Source organism: Streptomyces kryoterrae, from assembly GCF_054072135.1.
Genome location: NZ_CM133358.1, coordinates 9,291,846 through 9,310,685, shown reverse-complemented (window position 1 = coordinate 9,310,685; position 18,840 = coordinate 9,291,846). Strand labels below are relative to the sequence as shown.

25 protein-coding genes are annotated in these 18,840 nt (G+C 69.0%); 11 read left to right on the top strand and 14 right to left on the bottom strand.

Going from position 1 to position 18,840, the window contains the following annotated elements; all coding sequences use genetic code 11:
• Window positions 1–2 precede the first annotated feature (2 nt).
• Entirely contained in the window at window positions 3–941 is a 939-nt protein-coding gene (locus tag ACW4TU_RS41575) for a hypothetical protein (protein WP_457422132.1), read from the top strand.
• 2 nt (window positions 942–943) lie between these two features.
• On the opposite strand, the gene ACW4TU_RS41570 is transcribed toward ACW4TU_RS41575, so the two are convergent.
• From ACW4TU_RS41570 to ACW4TU_RS41555, 4 genes are all read right to left on the bottom strand, one after another.
• Window positions 944–1,156: a helix-turn-helix domain-containing protein gene (locus ACW4TU_RS41570; protein ID WP_457422130.1), complete on the bottom strand. Its 213-nt coding sequence runs from the start codon at window positions 1,154–1,156 to the stop codon at window positions 944–946.
• A 111-nt stretch (window positions 1,157–1,267) separates the two neighbouring features.
• Window positions 1,268–1,879, bottom strand: a complete 612-nt coding sequence (locus ACW4TU_RS41565; RefSeq protein WP_457422128.1) for a hypothetical protein — start codon at window positions 1,877–1,879, stop codon at window positions 1,268–1,270.
• A gap of 661 nt (window positions 1,880–2,540) precedes the next feature.
• Window positions 2,541–3,218, bottom strand: coding sequence for a hypothetical protein (locus ACW4TU_RS41560; RefSeq protein WP_457422126.1), 678 nt, complete (start codon window positions 3,216–3,218; stop codon window positions 2,541–2,543).
• A gap of 68 nt (window positions 3,219–3,286) precedes the next feature.
• A complete protein-coding gene (locus tag ACW4TU_RS41555; protein WP_457422124.1) occupies window positions 3,287–3,502 on the bottom strand; it encodes a hypothetical protein in 216 nt (71 codons plus the stop codon).
• A gap of 509 nt (window positions 3,503–4,011) precedes the next feature.
• Here ACW4TU_RS41555 and ACW4TU_RS41550 point away from each other — a divergent pair.
• A complete protein-coding gene (locus ACW4TU_RS41550; protein ID WP_457422122.1) occupies window positions 4,012–4,149 on the top strand; it encodes a hypothetical protein in 138 nt (45 codons plus the stop codon).
• Window positions 4,150–4,393: 244 nt separating this feature from the next.
• Here the strand turns inward: ACW4TU_RS41550 and ACW4TU_RS41545 are convergent, their stop codons facing one another.
• The 9 genes from ACW4TU_RS41545 to ACW4TU_RS41505 form a co-directional block, all read right to left on the bottom strand.
• Window positions 4,394–4,720 (bottom strand): hypothetical protein, encoded by a 327-nt coding sequence (locus tag ACW4TU_RS41545; RefSeq protein ID WP_457422120.1) that lies wholly within the window; start codon window positions 4,718–4,720, stop codon window positions 4,394–4,396.
• A complete protein-coding gene (locus ACW4TU_RS41540) occupies window positions 4,717–5,715 on the bottom strand; it encodes a hypothetical protein (RefSeq protein WP_457422118.1) in 999 nt (332 codons plus the stop codon). Before ACW4TU_RS41540 ends, ACW4TU_RS41545 begins: the two co-directional genes overlap by 4 nt.
• A gap of 74 nt (window positions 5,716–5,789) precedes the next feature.
• The gene (locus tag ACW4TU_RS41535; RefSeq protein WP_457422117.1) at window positions 5,790–6,236 is read right to left on the bottom strand and encodes a cell envelope integrity TolA family protein; all 447 of its coding nucleotides are present in this window, start codon (window positions 6,234–6,236) and stop codon (window positions 5,790–5,792) included.
• A 98-nt stretch (window positions 6,237–6,334) separates the two neighbouring features.
• Window positions 6,335–7,435, bottom strand: a complete 1,101-nt coding sequence (locus ACW4TU_RS41530) for a phosphoadenosine phosphosulfate reductase domain-containing protein (RefSeq protein WP_457422115.1) — start codon at window positions 7,433–7,435, stop codon at window positions 6,335–6,337.
• A gap of 87 nt (window positions 7,436–7,522) precedes the next feature.
• Window positions 7,523–8,590 carry a biotin/lipoyl attachment domain-containing protein gene (locus ACW4TU_RS41525; protein ID WP_457422113.1) on the bottom strand — a complete coding sequence of 356 codons (1,068 nt, stop codon included), beginning with the start codon at window positions 8,588–8,590 and terminating at the stop codon, window positions 7,523–7,525.
• A gap of 88 nt (window positions 8,591–8,678) precedes the next feature.
• The gene (locus tag ACW4TU_RS41520) at window positions 8,679–8,876 is read right to left on the bottom strand and encodes a hypothetical protein (protein ID WP_457422111.1); all 198 of its coding nucleotides are present in this window, start codon (window positions 8,874–8,876) and stop codon (window positions 8,679–8,681) included.
• Between the two features lie 93 nt (window positions 8,877–8,969).
• A complete protein-coding gene (locus ACW4TU_RS41515; protein WP_457422109.1) occupies window positions 8,970–9,404 on the bottom strand; it encodes a hypothetical protein in 435 nt (144 codons plus the stop codon).
• A gap of 309 nt (window positions 9,405–9,713) precedes the next feature.
• Window positions 9,714–9,983, bottom strand: coding sequence for a hypothetical protein (locus tag ACW4TU_RS41510; RefSeq protein ID WP_457422107.1), 270 nt, complete (start codon window positions 9,981–9,983; stop codon window positions 9,714–9,716).
• A 264-nt stretch (window positions 9,984–10,247) separates the two neighbouring features.
• Window positions 10,248–11,900, bottom strand: a complete 1,653-nt coding sequence (locus tag ACW4TU_RS41505; RefSeq protein ID WP_457422105.1) for a hypothetical protein — start codon at window positions 11,898–11,900, stop codon at window positions 10,248–10,250.
• A 263-nt stretch (window positions 11,901–12,163) separates the two neighbouring features.
• Here ACW4TU_RS41505 and ACW4TU_RS41500 point away from each other — a divergent pair, with 263 nt between their 5' ends.
• The 9 genes from ACW4TU_RS41500 to ACW4TU_RS41460 all read left to right on the top strand — a co-directional run bounded on the left by ACW4TU_RS41500 (window position 12,164) and on the right by ACW4TU_RS41460 (window position 17,819).
• Window positions 12,164–12,400, top strand: a complete 237-nt coding sequence (locus ACW4TU_RS41500; RefSeq protein ID WP_457422103.1) for a hypothetical protein — start codon at window positions 12,164–12,166, stop codon at window positions 12,398–12,400.
• 67 nt (window positions 12,401–12,467) lie between these two features.
• Window positions 12,468–13,091, top strand: a complete 624-nt coding sequence (locus tag ACW4TU_RS41495) for a hypothetical protein (protein WP_457422101.1) — start codon at window positions 12,468–12,470, stop codon at window positions 13,089–13,091.
• A 69-nt stretch (window positions 13,092–13,160) separates the two neighbouring features.
• Complete coding sequence (locus ACW4TU_RS41490; RefSeq protein WP_457422099.1) at window positions 13,161–13,607, top strand: hypothetical protein; 447 nt, start codon at window positions 13,161–13,163, stop codon at window positions 13,605–13,607.
• A 77-nt stretch (window positions 13,608–13,684) separates the two neighbouring features.
• The gene (locus tag ACW4TU_RS41485) at window positions 13,685–13,921 is read left to right on the top strand and encodes a hypothetical protein (RefSeq protein WP_457422097.1); all 237 of its coding nucleotides are present in this window, start codon (window positions 13,685–13,687) and stop codon (window positions 13,919–13,921) included.
• Between the two features lie 186 nt (window positions 13,922–14,107).
• Window positions 14,108–14,545, top strand: a complete 438-nt coding sequence (locus ACW4TU_RS41480; protein WP_457422095.1) for a hypothetical protein — start codon at window positions 14,108–14,110, stop codon at window positions 14,543–14,545.
• A 108-nt stretch (window positions 14,546–14,653) separates the two neighbouring features.
• Complete coding sequence (locus ACW4TU_RS41475; protein WP_457422093.1) at window positions 14,654–15,247, top strand: hypothetical protein; 594 nt, start codon at window positions 14,654–14,656, stop codon at window positions 15,245–15,247.
• Between the two features lie 121 nt (window positions 15,248–15,368).
• Complete coding sequence (locus ACW4TU_RS41470; RefSeq protein WP_457422091.1) at window positions 15,369–15,770, top strand: hypothetical protein; 402 nt, start codon at window positions 15,369–15,371, stop codon at window positions 15,768–15,770.
• Window positions 15,771–15,899: 129 nt separating this feature from the next.
• On the top strand, window positions 15,900–16,826 hold the full coding sequence (locus ACW4TU_RS41465; protein ID WP_457422089.1) for a hypothetical protein: 927 nt from the start codon (window positions 15,900–15,902) through the stop codon (window positions 16,824–16,826).
• Between the two features lie 69 nt (window positions 16,827–16,895).
• A complete protein-coding gene (locus tag ACW4TU_RS41460) occupies window positions 16,896–17,819 on the top strand; it encodes a hypothetical protein (protein ID WP_457422087.1) in 924 nt (307 codons plus the stop codon).
• A 73-nt stretch (window positions 17,820–17,892) separates the two neighbouring features.
• On the opposite strand, the gene ACW4TU_RS41455 is transcribed toward ACW4TU_RS41460, so the two are convergent.
• Entirely contained in the window at window positions 17,893–18,813 is a 921-nt protein-coding gene (locus tag ACW4TU_RS41455) for a transporter substrate-binding domain-containing protein (RefSeq protein WP_457422085.1), read from the bottom strand.
• Window positions 18,814–18,840 lie beyond the last annotated feature (27 nt).

Here is an 18,840-nt window from a genome sequence, read left to right as displayed (position 1 = left end):
GCATGACAGACGAGCCTGAGTCCGAGGATGGCATTCCCGTCACGTTCACCGTGCCGATCACCGAGCCTTTCGCGCGGGCTGCTGCCACAGTGCTGAAGGACATGCGGGAGTTGGCTGCGAATGCCTTTCCGGACGAGATCGGCGGTCCTGATACACCGTTCAGACGTGAAGCGGCGGCCTTCGATGCTCTCCCCGAGCCGACGCGAGAAGCCCGGCGGTCGATGCACGCCATGATCTTGGACGTGGGACCGCTGTCGTGGTCCAACGCTCTCGATCACGTGAGGGCTCTCGAACAGGATGTGGTGATGCAGCCGCCTCCTGTCTGGTCGCCGTTGACCCTGAGCCGAGCGGTGATGGAGAACTGCCTCTTTCTCCACTACCTGATGGACCCCGGGATCTCGGGTGCAAAGCGGTTGGCGCGTTGTGCGGGCTTGTGGCGAACCGACGTTGACCATATGGAAAAGGCGGCTCGCGCGTTCGGTCCGGCTCAGGTCGCGGAGATCGCCAAGACCAAGGACTACGTACTGACGGCTCTCAGCGACGTTGGAGCTGTGGAGCGGATAAACGCCCAGGGCCGACTGATCGGTTACGAAGTCGATGGTGAAAAGGCCAGCCTCGATATCAACATCACCGAGGAGGCGAAGGCCATGCCCCCCAGCATGCCAGCGCCATACCGCATTCTGTCTGGGGCCGCGCACGGGCGTCCGTGGATGACTGGCCGAGCGCGGGAACTCGCACGAGACACAGAGGAAGATCTAGTAGGCGAGGCGGCGACCGTCATGACGGCCGTCATGGTTGTTGGAGGGGCTCTTGAGACAGCGCTGAAGACGTGGCGGGACTACCTCGGCCTTGATCTTGGTGACACGCTGGAGCATCTGGATGGGCTCTACAGGATGTTCTTCATCGACGCTGTCAACCTGATCGTCGGAGATGCAGAGTAGGTTCAGGCAGCAGGGACCAGCACGCGTTTGGCCTTGATCCGGGTGGCCAACTCGGCCTGGGCGACGTCCGCATGACGGAAGCGCTTCTGGCCCCGGTGGTCCAGGCCCTCGACCTTCAGGCGCCCCTCGGAGGTCCAGCGGTAGATCGTCTTGTTGCTGACACCGAAGTGAAGGGCGGCCTCGTTGGCCGTCATCCAGATTGCGTCCTCCGTCATGACGGCCTCCTGAACGCACGAAAGGCCCCGGATCTCCGGAGGAGTCGGGGACTGTTCGGGAAGACAAGGGTGATGCTGGCATGCATTCTCGCATGCGCTAGCCGTCGTGTGCTAGCTCCCACTTCCGCGAGCTTCATTCACACTTTCGGTGTGCATATAGTCGTCCTCAGTCACGATCTCGTCATTTGAGGCGAAACGGCTGATGGGCGGAGGCAACTCTTCCTCGCGAAGGTGCGCGGACGTACACCGGACGCCTTCTCGTACGGCCGCATGCAGCCACATCAGGTTGTAGTAGTAGGTGGGGCCCGCGAGGTGTTCACGGCCCGCGACGTAGACCACCCGCTGGAGCCGCTCGCGGACTTGAGCTTCGGGAATCCTGTGCAGGAGTGCCTCTATCCGTTCGAGGTGCTCCTTCACGGGGCTTTCCCACTCCCACTCCAGCTCCTCTTCCTGTTGTGGGGTCAAGCGCTGGCGTATGTACTGATCGATGATCTTCCCAAGTGCCTGCCATTCGAGGAGCGTCGCATCCAGGGCAGCTCTCGCAAGCTCGAACAGTCGCTGCTCTTTGGCGTCAGCGACCTCATGCTCGCGGGTGAGCAGAGCCTGTTGAGCCGCATGCTTCTGGCTGTTCCTGGTTGCCCATATCGAGGCCATCGCGCCGACTGACGCGCCTCCGAGCCCCGCCAGACCACCGATCCACCCCGCTGCCACTGTCGCGTCCATGGACAGATCATGCCGACGGGACCAACCCTCATGGGGCTGATCCCATCAAGTCCTCGGCGGCCGGCTCCGTTCTGGGCCGGTCATCTCTCTGTCGTTCTAAGCCTCAAGCACATCGCTGAGGGGCGTCATGACGAGGTCGGTGCGTCCGGAAAATAAAGGCCTGAAGGAAACGATTGCCGCCGCAGCACGGTGCCCATGACTGTCCGAACGTCGTCACACAAAAGCTGGTACAGAGGGACGGGTATTCCCTCCTCGCCTTCACGGAGTCTCACCCCACGATGGTCGATCCTGGCGTGAATCCACTCCAGGAAGTGCCGCACCTCGGGATCCGCGAACCTGAGGGCCTGCTGTTCCAGGAGACGATTCAGCTCGCGTAGACGGGAGGACCAGCCCGCGAACTCGCTGCTGAAGGGGTCCACCTCTACGTCTTCTTCGCAGTGGTCCTGGAGTTCGTAGCTCAGTCGGATGACCTCACAGCCGCTTCGGCAAGCCCCAACAGGTGTGTTCGTTCGGCCTCATGGGCGGTCTTCCTCTGCTGCCAGATCACGGCCCCCGTCGAGACGGCTGCACCCACCACGGCACCGGCGAGACCCATGAGGCCCGCCAACGTCTCTGCCTGCACTGTCGCCAACCTCCCAGGGCGTCCCTGCTCTGACGGGCGTCATGACAGGGTGCCCGAGCCTCCTTCCGGAGCCTCCGGTGGGTGTGACTGCCCCAGGTACTCCTCAAGTTCTCGTGCCCGCTGCATGCTCTCCTCGCTGAGCCCCGTGCCGTACTCGCCCTCGTTGTTCAGGGCCTCCAGCTCCCGGTGGGCCTCCTGCCGCCGGTAGTGCTCGATATCCCGGGTGATGACCTCGGTCATGTCGCGCTTCTCTGGGACGTCCGAGCCCCGGACGAAGAGGCCGAGGAACTTCAGCGCCTCGGAGAGGAGGAGGCTGGTCCCCAGCTTGTACTCGGGCCAGGGGGGCAGACCTTCCCAGCGCTTGATCGTGCGAAGCAGCATCAAAACCTGGTTGCGCGTCTCCTTGTACTCGTCCGGCAGCAGCATGACGGCGCTGTTGGCCGTGGTGGTCAGGGTCTCGCACTCCCGGTTCCAGGTCGCCCGACTCTCCCCGCTGCCGATGCCCTGGAAGGTCTGCGCCTCCAGATGCACCTTGAGCTGGGTCAGGAAGTCGAAACCGCGCTGGGCGTTCGCCTTGGCCTGCGTCAGTGCAGCCGCCTTGTTGCTGCTCCGGGCCTGAAGCCACGACCCGAGGATGGTGAACGCGCCACCGGCCAGGGCACCCAGCAATGCCGCGCCGAACTCCATCGAAATGACCTTGTCCCAGAAGTCGTTCATGGCGGTCATCATGCCGACGGGATCAACCCCGTGGGGCTGATCCCGTCAAGTCCATGCTGGCCGGTCCCCTACTGATCGGGGAAGTCCTCCAGGAAGTCGTCCGAGTACTTCAGGAGGTACCGGTACGCGGCCTCGGGGTTCTCGTGCTTCCGGGACAACTCCCGAAGCCGTACGCCATAGTGGGCCGTGAAGCCCACGTACTCGTTGAACCCGAGGACCTGGGCCTCCGTCAGCTCCCGCTCGATCGTCGACTCGTCCTCGGCGTACCGGTCTTCGTCTTCCATGCCGTGCCCCTCGTCCTCTCAGTCTGCGGACATCGTGCGTCACGGGTACGGCTCGACGTCACCGCGCCTCGTGGTACTGCCGGGCGGGCGCACCGGGGTGTTTGTGACAGGTTCAGTTGGCCCCACTTTGGCCATGATCGGCATTCGTTCTGGCCCCACCCCCGGCGGAGAGCCAGCAGCGGACCGAGGAACGAGACGGCCGCCTCTAACTGCGTCTTTGTCTGTGACGCCCTCCCCAGCAGCGCCCGGCATTCGAACGTCTGGTGGGGCTAACTTCCGCGCCGGAGTGGGCCCAATTCACTTGCCACAAACACTGGGGCGTCGGACCTCGCGTCGTAGCAATCCCCCTCGCAGGCCAGGCCGAGGTACGCGACCATCCAGCCAGCCGGAGCCGACGTCGTCCCGCAGTGGTCGCCGTGCTTCGCCCGGCCGGCCGGGCAGGTGGAGGAGGGCCTCGGCTCGTTCTTGTACCGGTCCAACGTTTCCTCCCGGTCGAGGTGGAGCTGCGTGTGCCGCCACGACGCCTCGCCGAGGAGGCGCCGCCAGTCGACGGCCACGGCGACCCGCTTGAGGATCGCGGCCAGCGCGTCCGTAACGGCGTCGTACGCGTCGTACGCGTCGGGGGGGCGATCTCGCCGAACGAGTAGTTGTGGTGGGGGCCGATGACGTCCTAGCGGAGCGACCAGACGACGGCGAGCTGATTGGGCATGGGCGTTCCGTTCTCGGGGCGAGCGGTCAGACACTACGGGACGGACCGGCTCGGGAGCTCGAGCGGCCACAGCCGACGGCGGGCGTACTCAGTGCGGTCGGCCCTCCAGCGGCCGGAGTTCGGCTTGCGGCGGCGGGGCGTGACGTTCCAGCGCATGACAGTGCCTCTCTGGGCGTGTGGGGTCAAGCGGCTTCGGTGCCAGGACGGCCGTCCTGGGCCGGGGGCGGGACAAGCCAGAGGTGCTGGCGCAGGTCCGCGGTCTGGCGCGCGTGAGCGCGGTTGTACTCGCGCTTGCGGTCCGCGGCCGGGGACTTCTCCTGCCAGGTCGACAGGGCAGCCTCGAGGTCGGCGAGGTGCTGCGTCTGCTCCTCCGGCGTCCAGGGCCGTATCGGGCGGCGCTCCGGCGGGCGTTCGGGCAGGGGCGGCAGGGAGCGGCGCTGTACGGGCTCGGCGCGGCCGAACTTGCCGGTGGGCCACTGCTCGGCCATGAGGCGTTCGTACGGCGTCATCTCGCATCTCCTGCCGGGGTGGGACGGGGGCCGGGCGCGTGGGACGCCCGGCCTGAGCGGCTATCGGCTAACGGGCCCGCGCTGTTCGCGTCCGTCTTCGGGGTGCCGCAGTAGATGCAGGCGATCGGCGAGTCGGAGAGGGCACCCTTCTTGAAGAAGTGGCCGCCGACGTCTCCGTCGATCACGTTGCGGGGGCATCCCTTCGGCCCGGCGAGAGCTGCATTCAGCTCGGCGTCAGCAAGTTCCTTCCGGGCGAGCGTCTTGACGCAGGCCTGGCACGACACGGCGGTGCCCGAGTCATCGAGGCTGCTCTCCATGTCCCGCGGGAAGTACATGCCGCACACGCCGATGTCGCCGATGCCGTCGTCGGTCTGCCTGGTGGCGTGCACCGCGCGACCGCGGTTCGCCTTCTTCCGGCCCGGGTAGCCGTCGGGGTCGGCCGCCCGGTCCAGGCGGGCCAGAGCCTCGCGCACGGCCTGGGCGTCGGCGTCGGCGTCGCTGATGATTCCCGCGGCACGGAGCGTCCGGCACGGCCAGGGCACTTGACCGCCGATCGTGTGCTCACTGCTCCGGCACTCCGGCCGGTGGTCCCTACAGAGCTTCGACGTCGCGCAGCACCCGTGCCGGGGGTTCGCGGTCTTCGGGTGCAGGGCGAGCAACGCTCCCTGGAAGCGCACCACGCCCTCCTCGGCGGCGGCCCGGACCGCGTCCTCGTGGGCATCGAGCATCGCCTTCGCCTCGTCGTGGAGTACGAGCCCGCCGGCGCCCAAGGCGACGAGCTGGTTGAAGATCGGGCGCCGGGTCTCGCGCAGCGTCAGGGCCGCGGCCGTGCCCTGGTTGTCGGCCTGCTCGTCGAGCGCCAGAGCGGCCGTCAGTACGCCCTCGCGGGTCTTGCGGGGCGCAGCGCCCGGCATGCGCTGCTCCATGCGACGCAGGAACCGGACGGCTCGGCGCAACGTCGGGGTGTCCTGCGAGGTGAAGACGACGGGGTCCATCGGTGTCCTTCCAGGGATGTGTGTTGCGGAAGATGCCGGGCGCATGGGGGAACGTCGCGCCGCGGCGGGTTGTGTCAGAACAGGCCGGACTGCCCGGCGGCCTCGAGCTCCTGGCGGTGTTCCTCGGCGTCCTGGACGGCCTGCTGCTCGCGGAGCTGCCTGCGGAGCGGGGCCGTGCGCTGCGCCTCCGCCGACTTGTGGGCCTGCAGCTCCTCGGACGTCGCCCAGCGCACGGCCACCTCGTGGTCGCCGAGTCCGTCGACCTGGCCGCGAGCCGTGCACTTCACGTGGGGGCTCTCGAGCCGTCCGACGATCTCGGAGAGGGTGCGGAGCCAGTTCGGGCCGTACGCGCCGGTGGCGACGACGAGGGTGTCCCCCTCGTGGTGCTGCCGAACGGAGAACCCGTCGACGTCGTGTCCGTCGGGTCCGAGTTGCTGCGTGTACACGTCCAGCTCGAGGTCGATGAGCCCTCCGTCGACCAGGTGGCCGCGGATCGTGTGGGAACGCGTCGTACGCGACATGGGAGTGTTCCTCTGCTTCGTGGTTGGGCCGGTTGCTCTCCGGCCCAGGTGGGGATGGTGGGGGCGCCGCAGTGGGCGCCCCCGGGGAGCTGCCGAGATCAGGCCGTGAGCCTGAACTGCTCGCGCAGCAGGGCCAGACGGCCCCGATACAGGGCGGTCGACGACCTGCCGACGTAGCCGGCCATCGCGGTACCCATCGGCGGCCGGGCCGCGGGACCCTCCTCCTGCTCCAGGACCTGGGCGCGGCGGATGATCTCCCGCATCGACAGGCCCTTCTTGAAGTCGGTCCCGACCGTGACTTCGGTCCGTGCGTAGTCGGCGGCCATCTCCGGCACGCGACGCGCGGCGTTCACCAGGTCGCCGACACACCCGAGGACACAGAACATGCAGCTCAGGCGCATGTTCCCCCAGTCGTACGCCTTGTGGTAAGGCAGGCCCGATTCGGCGATCTCCCGCCAGACGCGGGTGTCGCTCCACCCGTGAATCGGCCGCCACGTCGTGATGTGCCTCTTGCCGTTGCTCGCGGACCGGTCGATCTCGACGGGCGCCAGCTTCGCGCGACTGTCGCTCTCCGCAGCCCGCTGCCCAATGCACGCGAGGATCCGCACGGGGCGGCCCAGGTGCGACAGCTCCCCCGTGAGCTTGGTGTAAAGGGTCCGAATAGGTGTGCGCTTCTTGTCCGAGGTGCACCAGCGTGCCGAGGAGGACGGCCAGGCCGGCGGGACCGTCACCATGGCCGGGTCCTCGCCCTTGTCCCGAGCCTCCTTCTCCACCTTGGCCTTGAGCTTCTGGAAGCGGAGCACGACCTGATCAAGGAGATCCGCGCCCGTTGCCCGGACCACCTCGAACCGGCGGACCCCGGCAAGGCGCGCCTGCTCCTCGGCGAGCTCCCGGGTGCCGCTCCACTCGATGCGACCCAGGTCCGCGTGTACGACGACGACCTTGTCGAGCATCCCCAAGGCCTTCGCTCGCCCGACGACATACGAGAGCATCGCCTGACTGTCCTTGCCACCCGAGCTCGAGACGACCACCCAGTCAGCGTCCCGGATCAGCTCATCGGGAACCGTCGTCGACGGCTCGAACGGCACCGACGCGTGCACGGTCCGCTTCTTCCGCTTCGGCTCCGTCGGCGCGGCGGCCACGGGGGCTTCCCGCAGGGTCTGAATGTCGGGGAGGTCGAACAGGGTCGCGGTCTGCATGGCGGGGTCCTCGAGGACGTGGAGCGGGAGGAGAGGGGCGACGTGGGCCGGGGCGCAGCGTGGGCCGCGCCCCAACCGGAGGGGCGGTCAGTTCAGGAACATGTCTGCGGCCTGACCGGGGGTGAGCTCCTGGCCGTTGGGGAGGACCCAGCGCAGGGCGCCCGCCGCGTTGCTGTACTTCATCTGGCCGGGGGCGCCGGACTCGCGCAGACGGGTCGGGATGGACTTCCTGGTGAACCCGGTGGTGACCGTGACGGTGCGGCGGGTGTGGACCGTGGGGGTGCAGAACCGGGCCGGGGTGGCAGGCAGAGCCGTCCGGGCGGGCTTCTCGGTGGAGTCCAGAGGCATGTAGACCAGCCCGCCCGAACCGGGCTCCGCGGCGCGCACCTTCGGGTCCTCGTCGGCCACCTGGACGGCGTGGTTGTAGCTGGTCGCCTCGACCTGCGCGATCAGGTTGCCCGCGCGGTCTTTGACGGCCCACCAGGTGACCCGTGCGGCCGGGTCCGGGGCGATACGGGGGAGACCGCGCAACTCTCCGAGGGGCACCGACAGTTCGGAGGTACGCAGCCGGCGGACGGCGAATCCCTTGTCCCGGCGGACCGCCGCGGCGACCGCCGCGTGACGCATGGCCGCCTTGCGCGCCCCAGGGTCGTCCTCGGCTTCCACGCGGGCAATCTCCGCGCCCTCAGCGTCTGTGATCGTCCACCAGCCGGTGATCTCGCCCTCGGGCTCCGGGGGCAGCGCGGGGAGCTGCCGGAGTCCGACCATGGGCACACGGACGGGCCCGTTGTGCTTCACGCTGTGCACCTTGACCGTGCCGTCCGCGGCGGGCTCGGACATCACGACGACGATGTCCCGGTGCGAATTGCCCTCCTCGGGCACGTAGACGGCCGGAGTGGCAACGGGGTACTGCTCGGCGAGCTGAGTGATGCGCAACCCGTTGGCCGCGTTCACGCCGTGGTGGGTGAGCACGTGGTCCTTGCCCCCGGGCTGAGTGACGAGCTGACGGGTCCGGATCCACTGACGCTCGAGCATGATGCCGACCGTCCGGCTCTTGGCGTCGGACGGGATGCGGTGCTGTGAGGCGGCGAGCGCGGCGAGCAGGAGACGGGCCTGGTAGTCGGTCGGGGTGGCGTCCCAAGCGGCACGGGTCATGACGGAGTTCTCCTCGGTGTGAAGTCTGGCGAGTTGGGGGGAGGGTGCCGGGGCGCGGCCCCTACGGTCGCGCCCCGGCGAGCGCGTCTCAGGCGTCGGGGAGGGGGTGCAGGTCCTTCACGGGTACGCGTATCTGCCTGCGGTGGAGGGCGCTGTACGCCAAGAGGGTTCCGTCCTCGTCCGGCCTGCCCTCCGGAACTACGACGGACCGATGACCCGTCTCGTTGGCGGGCACGTAGACGGCGATGTCGGGCAGGTGCGGGCCGTGTGGGGTGCTCGTGGACATGGCGGAGTTCTCCTCGGTGAGGTGCGGCGAGCTGGGGAGGGGCCGGGGCGCGGCACATACGGTCGCGCCCCGGCGAGAGAGGGACCGGACCGGTCAGACGACGTCGGTGACGTCGTAGTAGGTGGCCGGACCGCAACCGACGCGCTCGGCGGGTGCTGAGATGGTCGGGCTCTGTGCCTCAGCGCGGACGACGGAGTCGTACAGGGCCTCGATCACCGCGAGGGTGTCGTGGTCGGCCGTGCGCCACTTGGCCAGGGACCAGAAGTCGAGGGCGTACCGGACCGTCAGGGTGACGGGCTCGATGTACTCGACGACTCGGATGGTCAGGGCCCAGCTCTTGCCGGTCGCGTCCCTCACGCCCGACTCGCGCAGCACCTTGCCGCCCGCGATGTTGAAGGCGTACGCCTCGTGCTGTTCGCGGGGGACGGAGGTCCGAGAGGCGTAGTGCAGGACCGTGCGCGGCTCGCCGTACTGCCTGGCCAACTCCCACCAGGGCTTCATCGCCGCTTCTACGGTGGCAACGCTCATAGGGGTGTTCCTCCTTCGTTGGTTCGGCGGGTTGCTCTCCCGCCAACACGAAGAATAGTACACCCAGGGCAATCGTGGGTAGCGTTGCCCCAGGAAAAATCATGAAACAAGGTCAAGGTATTTACTCGGGCTGTGCGTTCCTAGGTAATCAGGGTGACATCCCCGATGGTCTTTGCCCGCAGGATGCGCGGCGCCCCGCCTGTCAGGCGGCGCGGCTTCACCTCCGGCAGCTCCCGCACGGGCACGCCCACCGTGCCGACCTGGCCCGTGAGTCAAGGGCGGGGAGCTGCGCGAGATGCAGGGGCCGGCTCAGCGGCGGAGGAGGCGAGCCCAGAGGGAAGGGCGACGCCCGGGACGCCCACGGCGCGCGTACGCACGGACCATCGCGGCCACCACCTCCGGGTCCGGCGACTGGTGCCACTGGAGGCTCACGGTCACGCCCTCCCGGAACTCCCCGAACGGGCGTTCCAGGAACAGCGACGTCCCGCCGTCCTTGTACCGCCACACCATCCAGACGTGGTCCGTGTCGTACCGCCGCACGTACACCTCACCGGAGGGAGCGGGCGGCAACTCCAACAACCGGGCCACCTCGTCCGTGAACGAAACGAACGTGCAGGTGGACGGCTTGCTAGCGAGCTGAGAACGAAGCCAGGGGGAAGCATGACGAGCCGTGAGCCTTCCGGAGAGCGGCGCGCGGCATCCGGACACACCGAACGCCAGAGGGCGCCTGCAGGGCTGGGAGAGCGGGGTTTCTGGACTTTCTGGACCGTCCACACGCGCGCGGGCGCGTAAGGGGTGATCGAGGGCGCCGCCCGACCCGTTGCCGGGCGGCGCGGGTCGAGATCAGCGCTGGGCGTGCTCGGAGAGCGCCTGGCCGTGCGCGGTGGCCACGCTGCGGCGTTGGCCCTCCATGACGAGGGCACCGGCATCGCCCGGCGGGATGATGGACACGCCGAAGCTCCGTGAGGTCTCGGTGAGCCATCCGTAGTGCTCAAGGTGGAGTCGCAGCGCCTCCGTGAGAAGCGGCCAGTCGTCGCCCTCGGAGGTGACACCGCGCAGCCACGCGCCCCGGGGGTTGATGCGGAAGACGAACCCTGCCTTCCCTGCCCCGGCTTCCTCGTGCATGACGGCGGCGAGCGACTCGCGGGCGCGCTCCTCGATCACCTGGTTTGTGCCGAGCTGCTGCGCCTCGTGCCGGACACCCCACGCGTACGCCTCGCGGGAGGCCTGGGCGCGGATGCGGTCGCTGTTCGCTTGGACGCTCGCGGTCGTGACGGGGATCGGGTCGGCGGCGAGCACCTCGGCGGCCGGACGGACGGCGGAGGCGAAGCCCTCGGCGATGGTGCGGGCTTGGGCGGCCGTGAGTGGTCGACTGCGGGCCCCGTCGGGGATCAGCAGGGCGGCCACGCTGCGGATCAGTTCCTCGTTGGCACGGCCCCACGTGTCGGCGGCCTCACGGCCGTTCTCACGGAGGATGCGCACCCATTCGGTTTCGGTGGTGCCCCGTACCTTCTCGACGGCCTGCCCAATCAGGTAGTCGATCATGGAGAGGGGGACGCCGGCCTGTGCCTGGGCGTCTTGGGCCAGCAGGTCGACGGTCGCGCGGAGCACGGCGTGGAGTGCATCGCGGTCGGGCTCAGCCTGCGGGGTCGCGTGGGCCTGTTCGGCGAGTGCATCCGGGGCGGTGGCGTCCCGTACGGACGTGCCCGAGGCGAGATCCTCGGCCGTGGCGGGGCGCAGCTCCACGGTGCCGCGCTCGGGGTTCTTGTAGGCGATGTGGGCGGTCGAGCGGGCGGCGGACATCTCGCGGACCGCGCGTGTGCCCGGCTGCATCATCGCGGTGTTGATCTCGTGCAGGGCCGCGCGGGTATCGATGATCTCGGGGGTGCCGCCGTTGATGATGCGGACGTGCTTCCGCTCGTCGGCGGGCGCGTCCTCGGCGGGGGCCGGCTGCACCGGGACGAAGCGGCGATCGTCGGAGCAGATGGCGTTCTCGTCGTCCTGGTGGACGAGCCAGCCCCGGAAGCGTCGGTTCTTCACGATGGTGCGGACGTGCGCGGCGGGGAGGCCCTCGCGCCTCAGCTCGCCGTCGATGTAGAGGGCGTGCGGGGCGTCGATGACGTCTTCCGGGAGGGGGGCGGTTTCCCGGGCGTAGCGGTTGGAGTCGCGGCCCATGGTCTCGACGCGGGCGGTGGCCAGGCGCAGGGTTCGCACCTTGCGGGAGTCGGTGGCGCTCCAGGCGGTGGCGTCTTCCAGTCGGCCCCGGGCGCCCTTGCTGGTGCCCTTGGTCCACAGCATGGTCACGGAGTCGGCGGCGATGGTGCGGCCCAGTTCAGTACCGGCGTAGGCGACGGGGACCGGGATGCAGATGCGGACGGTGTGGCTGGTCAGCGTGTCGCGCTGCTTGGTCTCCACGGTGACGTTCAGCCCGTAGGCGAGTGCCAGGGTGATGATCTCGTCCGCGTTGGGGATGCCTGTGCTGGCCTGGTCCGCCATTGGGTGCTCCTCGGTTTGTTGGTTCGGCCGGAGATGCTCGCCCCGACCCCGCCTTAGTGGCGCGCCCTGAACGTACAGCCCACCTCAATAATAGTCAACCAAGGTAAATTTAGAGGGGAGTTCGCCATGGGCCTTTTGGTGTTTCACCTTCATATTTTCGCGTTTTTCGCCGCCTGAGTGTTGCGTTGAATTTCCCTTGGTGTACTGTTCCTCTCGTGACCCCGGAGAGCACCGGGGCCAACCAACGAAGCGAGGAACACACCATGGCCGTCACCCTTGCCAAGCCCACCGACCCCCACGAGCGCCTCATCGCCTCCTACGTCCGGCGCGGCCTGAGCGACTACCTCGCACGCCAGCAGTGCCGGGATGCCCGACGGTGGGCCGAAAACCTCAGCGCCAAGGAACGCGCCCGGCTGCTCACCCTCCCGGCAATCAAGCGGTCGGCCATGAGCGTGTACGTCCTGAACGAGGTCACGGCCGAGCAGCGCAACGCGCACTGACCCGCCGCACCGCCCACGGTCCCGGAGAGCAACCGGGGCCGGACCAACCAGCGAAGAGGAACACCCCATGCAGCGCTTCCCCCGTCTCGGCCGCATCCCGGCCCGCCCCCGCACGGCGTCCCTGCTCGCCGCCTGCACCGCCGTGCTCATCCTGGGCGGCCTGGGCGCCATCACCGCGTCCGACGCCACCCCGGACGACTTCCGGCCCCACACGGACCGCAGCGCGGACGCGGCGACCGCGTACAACGCGGGATGGGTGGCAGGTGTGCGCGACCTCGGCGACGGGACCACACCGACATACCCCAACGTCACCGGCGACGCGAACAACCCGGGCACCGTCGCGTGGGCTGACGGCTGGATCGACGGGCAGGCCGACGCGCTTGGCGACGACAACCGTGACGGTCGGATCGAAGAGGACGAGTCCGGGTGGGACTGCCACGCTATGGGCAACCGCGTGTGCGGCGCGGACGTCCCGCCGGAGTGCCAGGGCGCCGGGGAGGCCGTGCAGCTCTGCGTGACGGTAGCCAGCCGCGCGCCGTACGGCTGGACCAACCCGGGCGGCTCCCAGGTCGCCAACCCCGGCGGGCGCGCCCAGGTGCGCGACATCGAGGAGAAGCCCGGCACCCCCGGCTTCACGGCCGCGCTGCGCGCCCTCGATGCCGAGTACCGCGAGCACGCCCCGCGCCACTGAGCCGGCCCATCCCCGCCGGGGCGCAGCACCGCGCCCCGGCCCCGCACAGCACACGAGAGGACCCACCCCATGGCCCGGAAGATGAGCCCCACCGAGCGAGCCGCCCGCGACGTCGTGAACAAGTACGTGCGCGAGGGCCTGATGGAGCGCGGGCAGGCCAACCGCGCGATCCGCGACGGGCTGCACATCGCGGAGACGACCGTTCGCACGGAGTACGTGAAGAACGGTTGGGGCTCCGCCCTGTACTACGGCCAGAAGGTCGCAGCGGCCCGCGAGGAGTTCGACGCCGCCCGGCCCGGCTCAGTCGCCCAGCGCATCAAGGGAACGCGCCTGTTGGCCACGGAGATATACGCGGCCGTGTTCGCGGTCGTGGAGGCCGAGGAGGGCCCGCGCGAGGGCGCCGAGCGGCTCACGCCCGGCCAGGCCGAGGAGGTCATGGCGACCGTGCGCGACACCGCCCGCGAGGTACGCAAGGCAGCGGCCAACCCCCGCGCCGCGCTCACCGTCGCCGCCTGACAGCTCCCCTCCCCGCCGGGCGTGCCCCTCAGCGCGCCCGGCCCCGCCCGCACCACCCCGAGACAGGAGAGACCCCCGTGAGCACTGCCGCCGACGCCCAGGGCATCGACTGGTCCGCCATGCAGCGCGCCGACTTCGACCCGACCGAGCCGCTCGCCCTGGTGGACGCCCGCGCCGTCGCCCGCCGCGTGGAGGCCGTGGCGCACACGAACGGCACGGGCGCCCTGTTCGGGGACGAGCCGCCCGCCCGCCGCGCCACCCGCACCCGGGGGCCGGCTGTCACGTCCGCCCCGCAGGACGACGCCCTATTCTGAGAGTCAGGAACAGTAAGCCAGAGGCAGTGTGCCCGACCCCGTGACGAGGGGTCGAGTACGCTCTCATCTGCGTAAATGTGGATCCGATCGGATCATGTGTTCCCTCATGGTTTCCCTTGGTGTACTATTTCCTTGTTGGTGGAGAGCAACCGCCGACGAACCAACGAAGGAACCGAGGAACACCACATGGCCAGTGCCCGCAGCCACCGCGCAGCTTCCGCCCTCCGGACCCGCGTCCGCGCCCGGCGCGAGATCCGCAACGCCGCCAAGGCCGTTGCCGCCGGTCCCGCCGCCGCCTCCGCCCACCTGATGGCCGGTGGCGTCGCCCCGCTCGTCGCCCACAACTACGCGGCCACCATCACGAAGAAGGCGAACGGCCTCAACCGCGAGGCGGGCAAGGGCACCACCACGAAGAAGCGCCCCGGCAAGAAGGGCCTGACCGTCCCCCGCACCGGTGACCTCGCCCGCAAGAAGCGGCACCGCGTCGTCCCGGTCGCCCTGTGGACCCGCGAGGACATCCGAGCCGTCGCCCTCTCCGGCTACGAGCCGAAGAGCGAGCAGGTGGCCGACTTCCTCGCCGCGCTCCGCCTCGGCCGTCCGGCCGCCGCCCGCGCCGCCGCCTGACCCTCCCTCATCTGTACGGCCGGGCGGGGGTGTCACAGGATCCCCCCGCCCGGCGTACTACCCGGCGAGAGCACGCCGGGCCAACCACGAACCGGAGGAACACCGCTGATGAACACCGTCCCCCCTGCGGCCCCGCTCTTCGACGACCAGGGCAACTACACGCCCTCACCCGGCACGGTCGTGAAGCTCCTCGCCATGCACACCCACGCTGCCGGTACCGGCGGGCAGCCGAAGGGCTGCAAGTGCCCGCGTGCCGCGTGCGGCGGCGCCGAGTCCGGGCCCGGCATCCCGTGGGCCGACTGCACCGCCCACGGCACGATCACGATCCGGCACCACCGTGCGTTCGACTGCCCGCAGCTCCCCGCCGACACCGACCTGTCCCGCCTGTGGCTGGTCGTGTCCACGTGGACGGACGACGGACCTCTCCTCGACCACGCCGCGCCGTTCACCCGCAACCGCCTGCGCGAGCTGCGCGCAAACTCCGCCATGTGGGACGCGTCCTTGGGTGACACCCTCGACGACGCCGTCCGCACCTGGCAGGACCGCATCGACGCCATGCGTGCCGCCTCCGCCCGCCACCAGGCCGCCCAGGTCGCCGAGGCCCAGGAACGCGCCCGCACCCGCGAGGCCGCTATCGCCGCCCTCCGCGACTCGGGCGTGCGCACCACCGGACGCATGATTGCCGCCCCCGGCGACCTGTAGGTCCGTCGTGCCCCGGGGCCGGACGTATGAGCCGCCCCGGGCGCGACGCAAGCCACACCCACCCCGCCCAATGTCCGGGCGAGAGCACGCCGGACCCAACCACGAACCGAAGGAACACCCCATGAGCGACACGACCGACACCACCAGCCCCGAGACGGACACCCCGGACACGGAGCCCGAGATCACGAACTTCCTCCCCCACATTGCCTGTGCCGTTACCCAGCGCCTTGGCGACGGCTGGTCCTGGAAGCTCCCCAGCCTCGGCACCAACGTGCTGATCTCAGGCCCGTACGTCGCCTCGTTCGACCTGCACGTCGACGAGGACGAGGACCTGGCCATCGGGTACAGCGAAGACCCGTCCGACGGGTTCCCCGAGCTGGACGAGGACGAGGTGCCGATCGGCTTCGGCACCTATCCGGGCGGGGTGTATCTGGTCGACCCCGACATCTCCGAGGGCCTGGAAGTGCTCGCCGACCGCGTCGCGAACGCCATCCGCTTCGTCATCGGCCACCCGCTCATCTAGACGGTCGCGCCCCGGGGCCGGACGTACGAGCCAGCCCCGGGGCGCGACGCAAGTACCGCCCGCATGACCCCCTGCCCCGGCCGGAGAGCACCGCGCCGGAATGACCAACGAACCGGAGGAACCCCCGCTGTGACCACTCTGCCCGCCGTTACTCACGCGACCGCCGCCGCCCCGCTCGCCGCTCTCCTGCCCACCCGCGACGGGCGCAAGCCGTGGACGGTCGGCCCGGCCCCGTACGGCATCCGCAACAACGCTGCCACCTCCCGAATCACCGACGGCCGCCGGGCGCTGCTCGTCGTCGAGGAGGGCAACCGCGTGGAGCTGTACGCCGACCGGCCCGGCCGGTTCCCCGTCACCCCGGATGCCGTTGTCGACTCCACCGACCCGGCCTCCATCGCCGCGCTCGCCGCCCGCGCCCTGCGCTGGATTCTGCCCCGGCTCGACGCCGAAGCGACCGGAGCCATGGCCCGGGAACTTGAGAAGGGCGGCGACGGCTTGAAGTCGTGGGAGTGGGTCATGCGGCACAAGGGCGCCGCCCTGATCGAGGTGGGCTTTGACCTCCTCGACCACGGCGCGTACCCCGTGCCCACGGACCGCCCCGCCCGTATGGCGCGGAAGGCCGACAGCCAGGAGGAATGGGGCCACCCCTTGGCCATGGAGCGCCCCGACGGTCCCGGCCTGGCGTGGACGACCACAAGCGGCAACGAGTGGGGCGTGTGGTCGTACGGACTGGGCGGGACCTTCACCCTGACCTACGAGGGCACCACGGACGGCCTGTTCGGAGCTCTGCCGGTGCTGTTGCCCCCGCTAGGCGGCCACGTCCCCCCGGACGCCGGAAGTCTCTTCACGCGCCATCTGACCGACCGGTTCCCGCAGCTCCGCCCGGTCGATGTCGACGAGGTCGGGTTCGGCGGTCGCCATGACCTGCACGGCTGGATCGCGCTTCCCTCCCGTGCCGAGTTGGGCGACCCCGCCGCCGACGACACCCGCATCTGGGCCGAGTTCGTCCCGGTCGGCATCGACTTCCTGCTCGCCGCCGCCGCGCACCTGGTCTGACCCTCACCCGCCCGGCCGCGCCCCCGCCTCTTCCGCCGGGGGCGCGGCCCCCTCGAAAGGCCCCGCGCCATGACCCCGCCCGTCACTGCCCCGACCCGCCCTGCCTGCCCCGCGCGCACCCTCGCCGAGCACGTCGCCGCGCTGCTGCCCGCGCGGGCCGGCTCACCCTGGACCGTCGAGCTGTACTCCCCGTGGTGGACCGCCCGGCACCCCGGCGTCCGCCTGGTCCAGGGGGAGCGCGCCCTGATCCTGGTCGCCAACGGCTACGCCTGGACCACCGAGATTGGGTGGCAGCTCCCCGGCCGCGAGCCGACCCGCCCGGACTTCACACTCAAGACCAGCCGCCCGGACGCCGTCGCCCGCGAAATCCTGCGCCTGGTACTGCCCGTTCTCGACGACGAGGCCGCCGCCCGCGAGGACGTCTCCCGCGCGCGCCTGGAGCTGCTCTACGAGATCGGCAACGCGGTACGCGCCCAGGGCGCAGCGACGTACGAGCGGGGCGGCCTGCTAGTGAACACGTCCACCGTCACCTGGTCCTCAAGCGGTCTGCGCTACTCGGCCACCCTGCACGGCTTCAGCCCGGCGTGCGACGTGCAGATTGAGGGCCCGGTGCGTGCCGTCGAGCGGGCCGTGGCCCGGTTCCTGCCCGGCAAGCCGCCCGAGCCGAAGACGTGGCCCATGCGGGACGTCCGGGGACGGCTGCCGTGCCGCATGGCCGCGTTCCTCGCGCAGTACGTGGACGTCGAGCAGACCGACCAGGGCGGCATCGCGTTCGGGTCCCGGCCCGGCGTGTACGCGACTCGGCCGCCCCGGTCCGGGACACCACCCCGGCCTCCATCGAGATCCCCGCCGTCGGCGTCGACTTCATCGTCTACCTCGCCCGCTGACCCTCCCCCTGGAAGGACTACGCCTCTGATGCCCGCCGCCAACCTGACCCCGGTCTCCGCCATCGACGACGCCCTGGCCAAGGCGCACGCGGCGACGTTCGCCTGACAATCTGAGGCTGTAGCACCTGCCCAATCATACGCAACCTAGTCTTTGAAACGACCCTGCCGCCTCATCCGCGTCAGCCGTCGCAGCTTGTATATGTTGAGACGTCATCCTCACTCGGCTTGTAATTGCTCTCGAAATCTTGGTCCTTCCTGACGAGGTTGGGGAAGCGCGGTTTGAAGTTCAGATACCACTCGGTCTCCAAGAACTTCTTTAGCTGCACCACTAGGGCCTTGCACTGCTCCGGATGACCCTTGGCAATTCCGATTCCGTAGAGCTGTTCTTTCCCCACTTCGATGTCCTCGACGACCTGCACATCGTTTCCTTCGGTGAATCCGTATAGAATCGCCTTGTCGGTCCAGACAGCGTCGACGTTGTGGGCTATTAGACTGTCGACGCAGGCTTTATAGTCCTTCTTATATTTGAAATTAGCATCCTTGTGCAGTGGATTTTTATTCTCGTTGTCTTCATCTGGCATAGAGGTCGACCCCTGCACCGTGCAGATATCCTTGCCAGCCGCGTCCTCCTTCTTCTTGATCCTGCTGTCGCCGTCGCGAACTAGCAGTCCCTGTTCGGTCTTGAGATAGGGCCCGACGAAGTCGATCATTTTCAGACGTTCAGGGGTGATGGAGTAGGTTGCGATCACCAGTTGAACGGAACCCTTCATCAGTTTTTTCTCGCGGTCGGCGGTCAGAATATCTACGAGCTCCGGCGAGAAGTTAAGGTTCCTACCAAGGAAGTCAGCCAGTTGCTTCTCAAATCCGGCGTATCCGTGTGCCTTTGCGTTCAGGACATTGAACCCGGGCTGGTCGATCTTTACGCCGATGTAAACGGTCGACGGGAAGAGGGGAGCCTTCGGGGCAGCGGCCGTCGGTTCTTTGGTCGTTGGCGACGCCGAGGTTTCGACGGTTTTTCCGCTGGTGGTGGAAGAGCATGCCGTGCCGCTGAGGGCGGCGACGGCCAAGACCGCGCCGGATAGCCGTACTGAGTGGTTCATTGTTCCTCCAGAGAAGCCCTGGTGCGG

What these genes read in the sequence shown, in the direction of transcription:
- ACW4TU_RS41525 (WP_457422113.1), bottom strand. Translation starts at nt 8,590, where the DNA reads ATGACCCGTGCCGCTTGGGACGCCACCCCGACCGACTACCAGGCCCGT.
- ACW4TU_RS41530 (WP_457422115.1), bottom strand. Translation starts at nt 7,435, where the DNA reads ATGCAGACCGCGACCCTGTTCGACCTCCCCGACATTCAGACCCTGCGG.
- ACW4TU_RS41470 (WP_457422091.1), top strand. Translation starts at nt 15,369, where the DNA reads ATGAGCGACACGACCGACACCACCAGCCCCGAGACGGACACCCCGGAC.
- ACW4TU_RS41570 (WP_457422130.1), bottom strand. Translation starts at nt 1,156, where the DNA reads ATGACGGAGGACGCAATCTGGATGACGGCCAACGAGGCCGCCCTTCAC.
- ACW4TU_RS41455 (WP_457422085.1), bottom strand. Translation starts at nt 18,813, where the DNA reads ATGAACCACTCAGTACGGCTATCCGGCGCGGTCTTGGCCGTCGCCGCC.
- ACW4TU_RS41515 (WP_457422109.1), bottom strand. Translation starts at nt 9,404, where the DNA reads ATGAGCGTTGCCACCGTAGAAGCGGCGATGAAGCCCTGGTGGGAGTTG.
- ACW4TU_RS41505 (WP_457422105.1), bottom strand. Translation starts at nt 11,900, where the DNA reads ATGGCGGACCAGGCCAGCACAGGCATCCCCAACGCGGACGAGATCATC.
- ACW4TU_RS41480 (WP_457422095.1), top strand. Translation starts at nt 14,108, where the DNA reads ATGGCCAGTGCCCGCAGCCACCGCGCAGCTTCCGCCCTCCGGACCCGC.
- ACW4TU_RS41475 (WP_457422093.1), top strand. Translation starts at nt 14,654, where the DNA reads ATGAACACCGTCCCCCCTGCGGCCCCGCTCTTCGACGACCAGGGCAAC.
- ACW4TU_RS41495 (WP_457422101.1), top strand. Translation starts at nt 12,468, where the DNA reads ATGCAGCGCTTCCCCCGTCTCGGCCGCATCCCGGCCCGCCCCCGCACG.
- ACW4TU_RS41540 (WP_457422118.1), bottom strand. Translation starts at nt 5,715, where the DNA reads ATGGACCCCGTCGTCTTCACCTCGCAGGACACCCCGACGTTGCGCCGA.
- ACW4TU_RS41545 (WP_457422120.1), bottom strand. Translation starts at nt 4,720, where the DNA reads ATGACGCCGTACGAACGCCTCATGGCCGAGCAGTGGCCCACCGGCAAG.
- ACW4TU_RS41500 (WP_457422103.1), top strand. Translation starts at nt 12,164, where the DNA reads ATGGCCGTCACCCTTGCCAAGCCCACCGACCCCCACGAGCGCCTCATC.
- ACW4TU_RS41565 (WP_457422128.1), bottom strand. Translation starts at nt 1,879, where the DNA reads ATGGACGCGACAGTGGCAGCGGGGTGGATCGGTGGTCTGGCGGGGCTC.
- ACW4TU_RS41520 (WP_457422111.1), bottom strand. Translation starts at nt 8,876, where the DNA reads ATGTCCACGAGCACCCCACACGGCCCGCACCTGCCCGACATCGCCGTC.
- ACW4TU_RS41490 (WP_457422099.1), top strand. Translation starts at nt 13,161, where the DNA reads ATGGCCCGGAAGATGAGCCCCACCGAGCGAGCCGCCCGCGACGTCGTG.
- ACW4TU_RS41575 (WP_457422132.1), top strand. Translation starts at nt 3, where the DNA reads ATGACAGACGAGCCTGAGTCCGAGGATGGCATTCCCGTCACGTTCACC.
- ACW4TU_RS41560 (WP_457422126.1), bottom strand. Translation starts at nt 3,218, where the DNA reads ATGAACGACTTCTGGGACAAGGTCATTTCGATGGAGTTCGGCGCGGCA.
- ACW4TU_RS41460 (WP_457422087.1), top strand. Translation starts at nt 16,896, where the DNA reads ATGACCCCGCCCGTCACTGCCCCGACCCGCCCTGCCTGCCCCGCGCGC.
- ACW4TU_RS41555 (WP_457422124.1), bottom strand. Translation starts at nt 3,502, where the DNA reads ATGGAAGACGAAGACCGGTACGCCGAGGACGAGTCGACGATCGAGCGG.
- ACW4TU_RS41535 (WP_457422117.1), bottom strand. Translation starts at nt 6,236, where the DNA reads ATGTCGCGTACGACGCGTTCCCACACGATCCGCGGCCACCTGGTCGAC.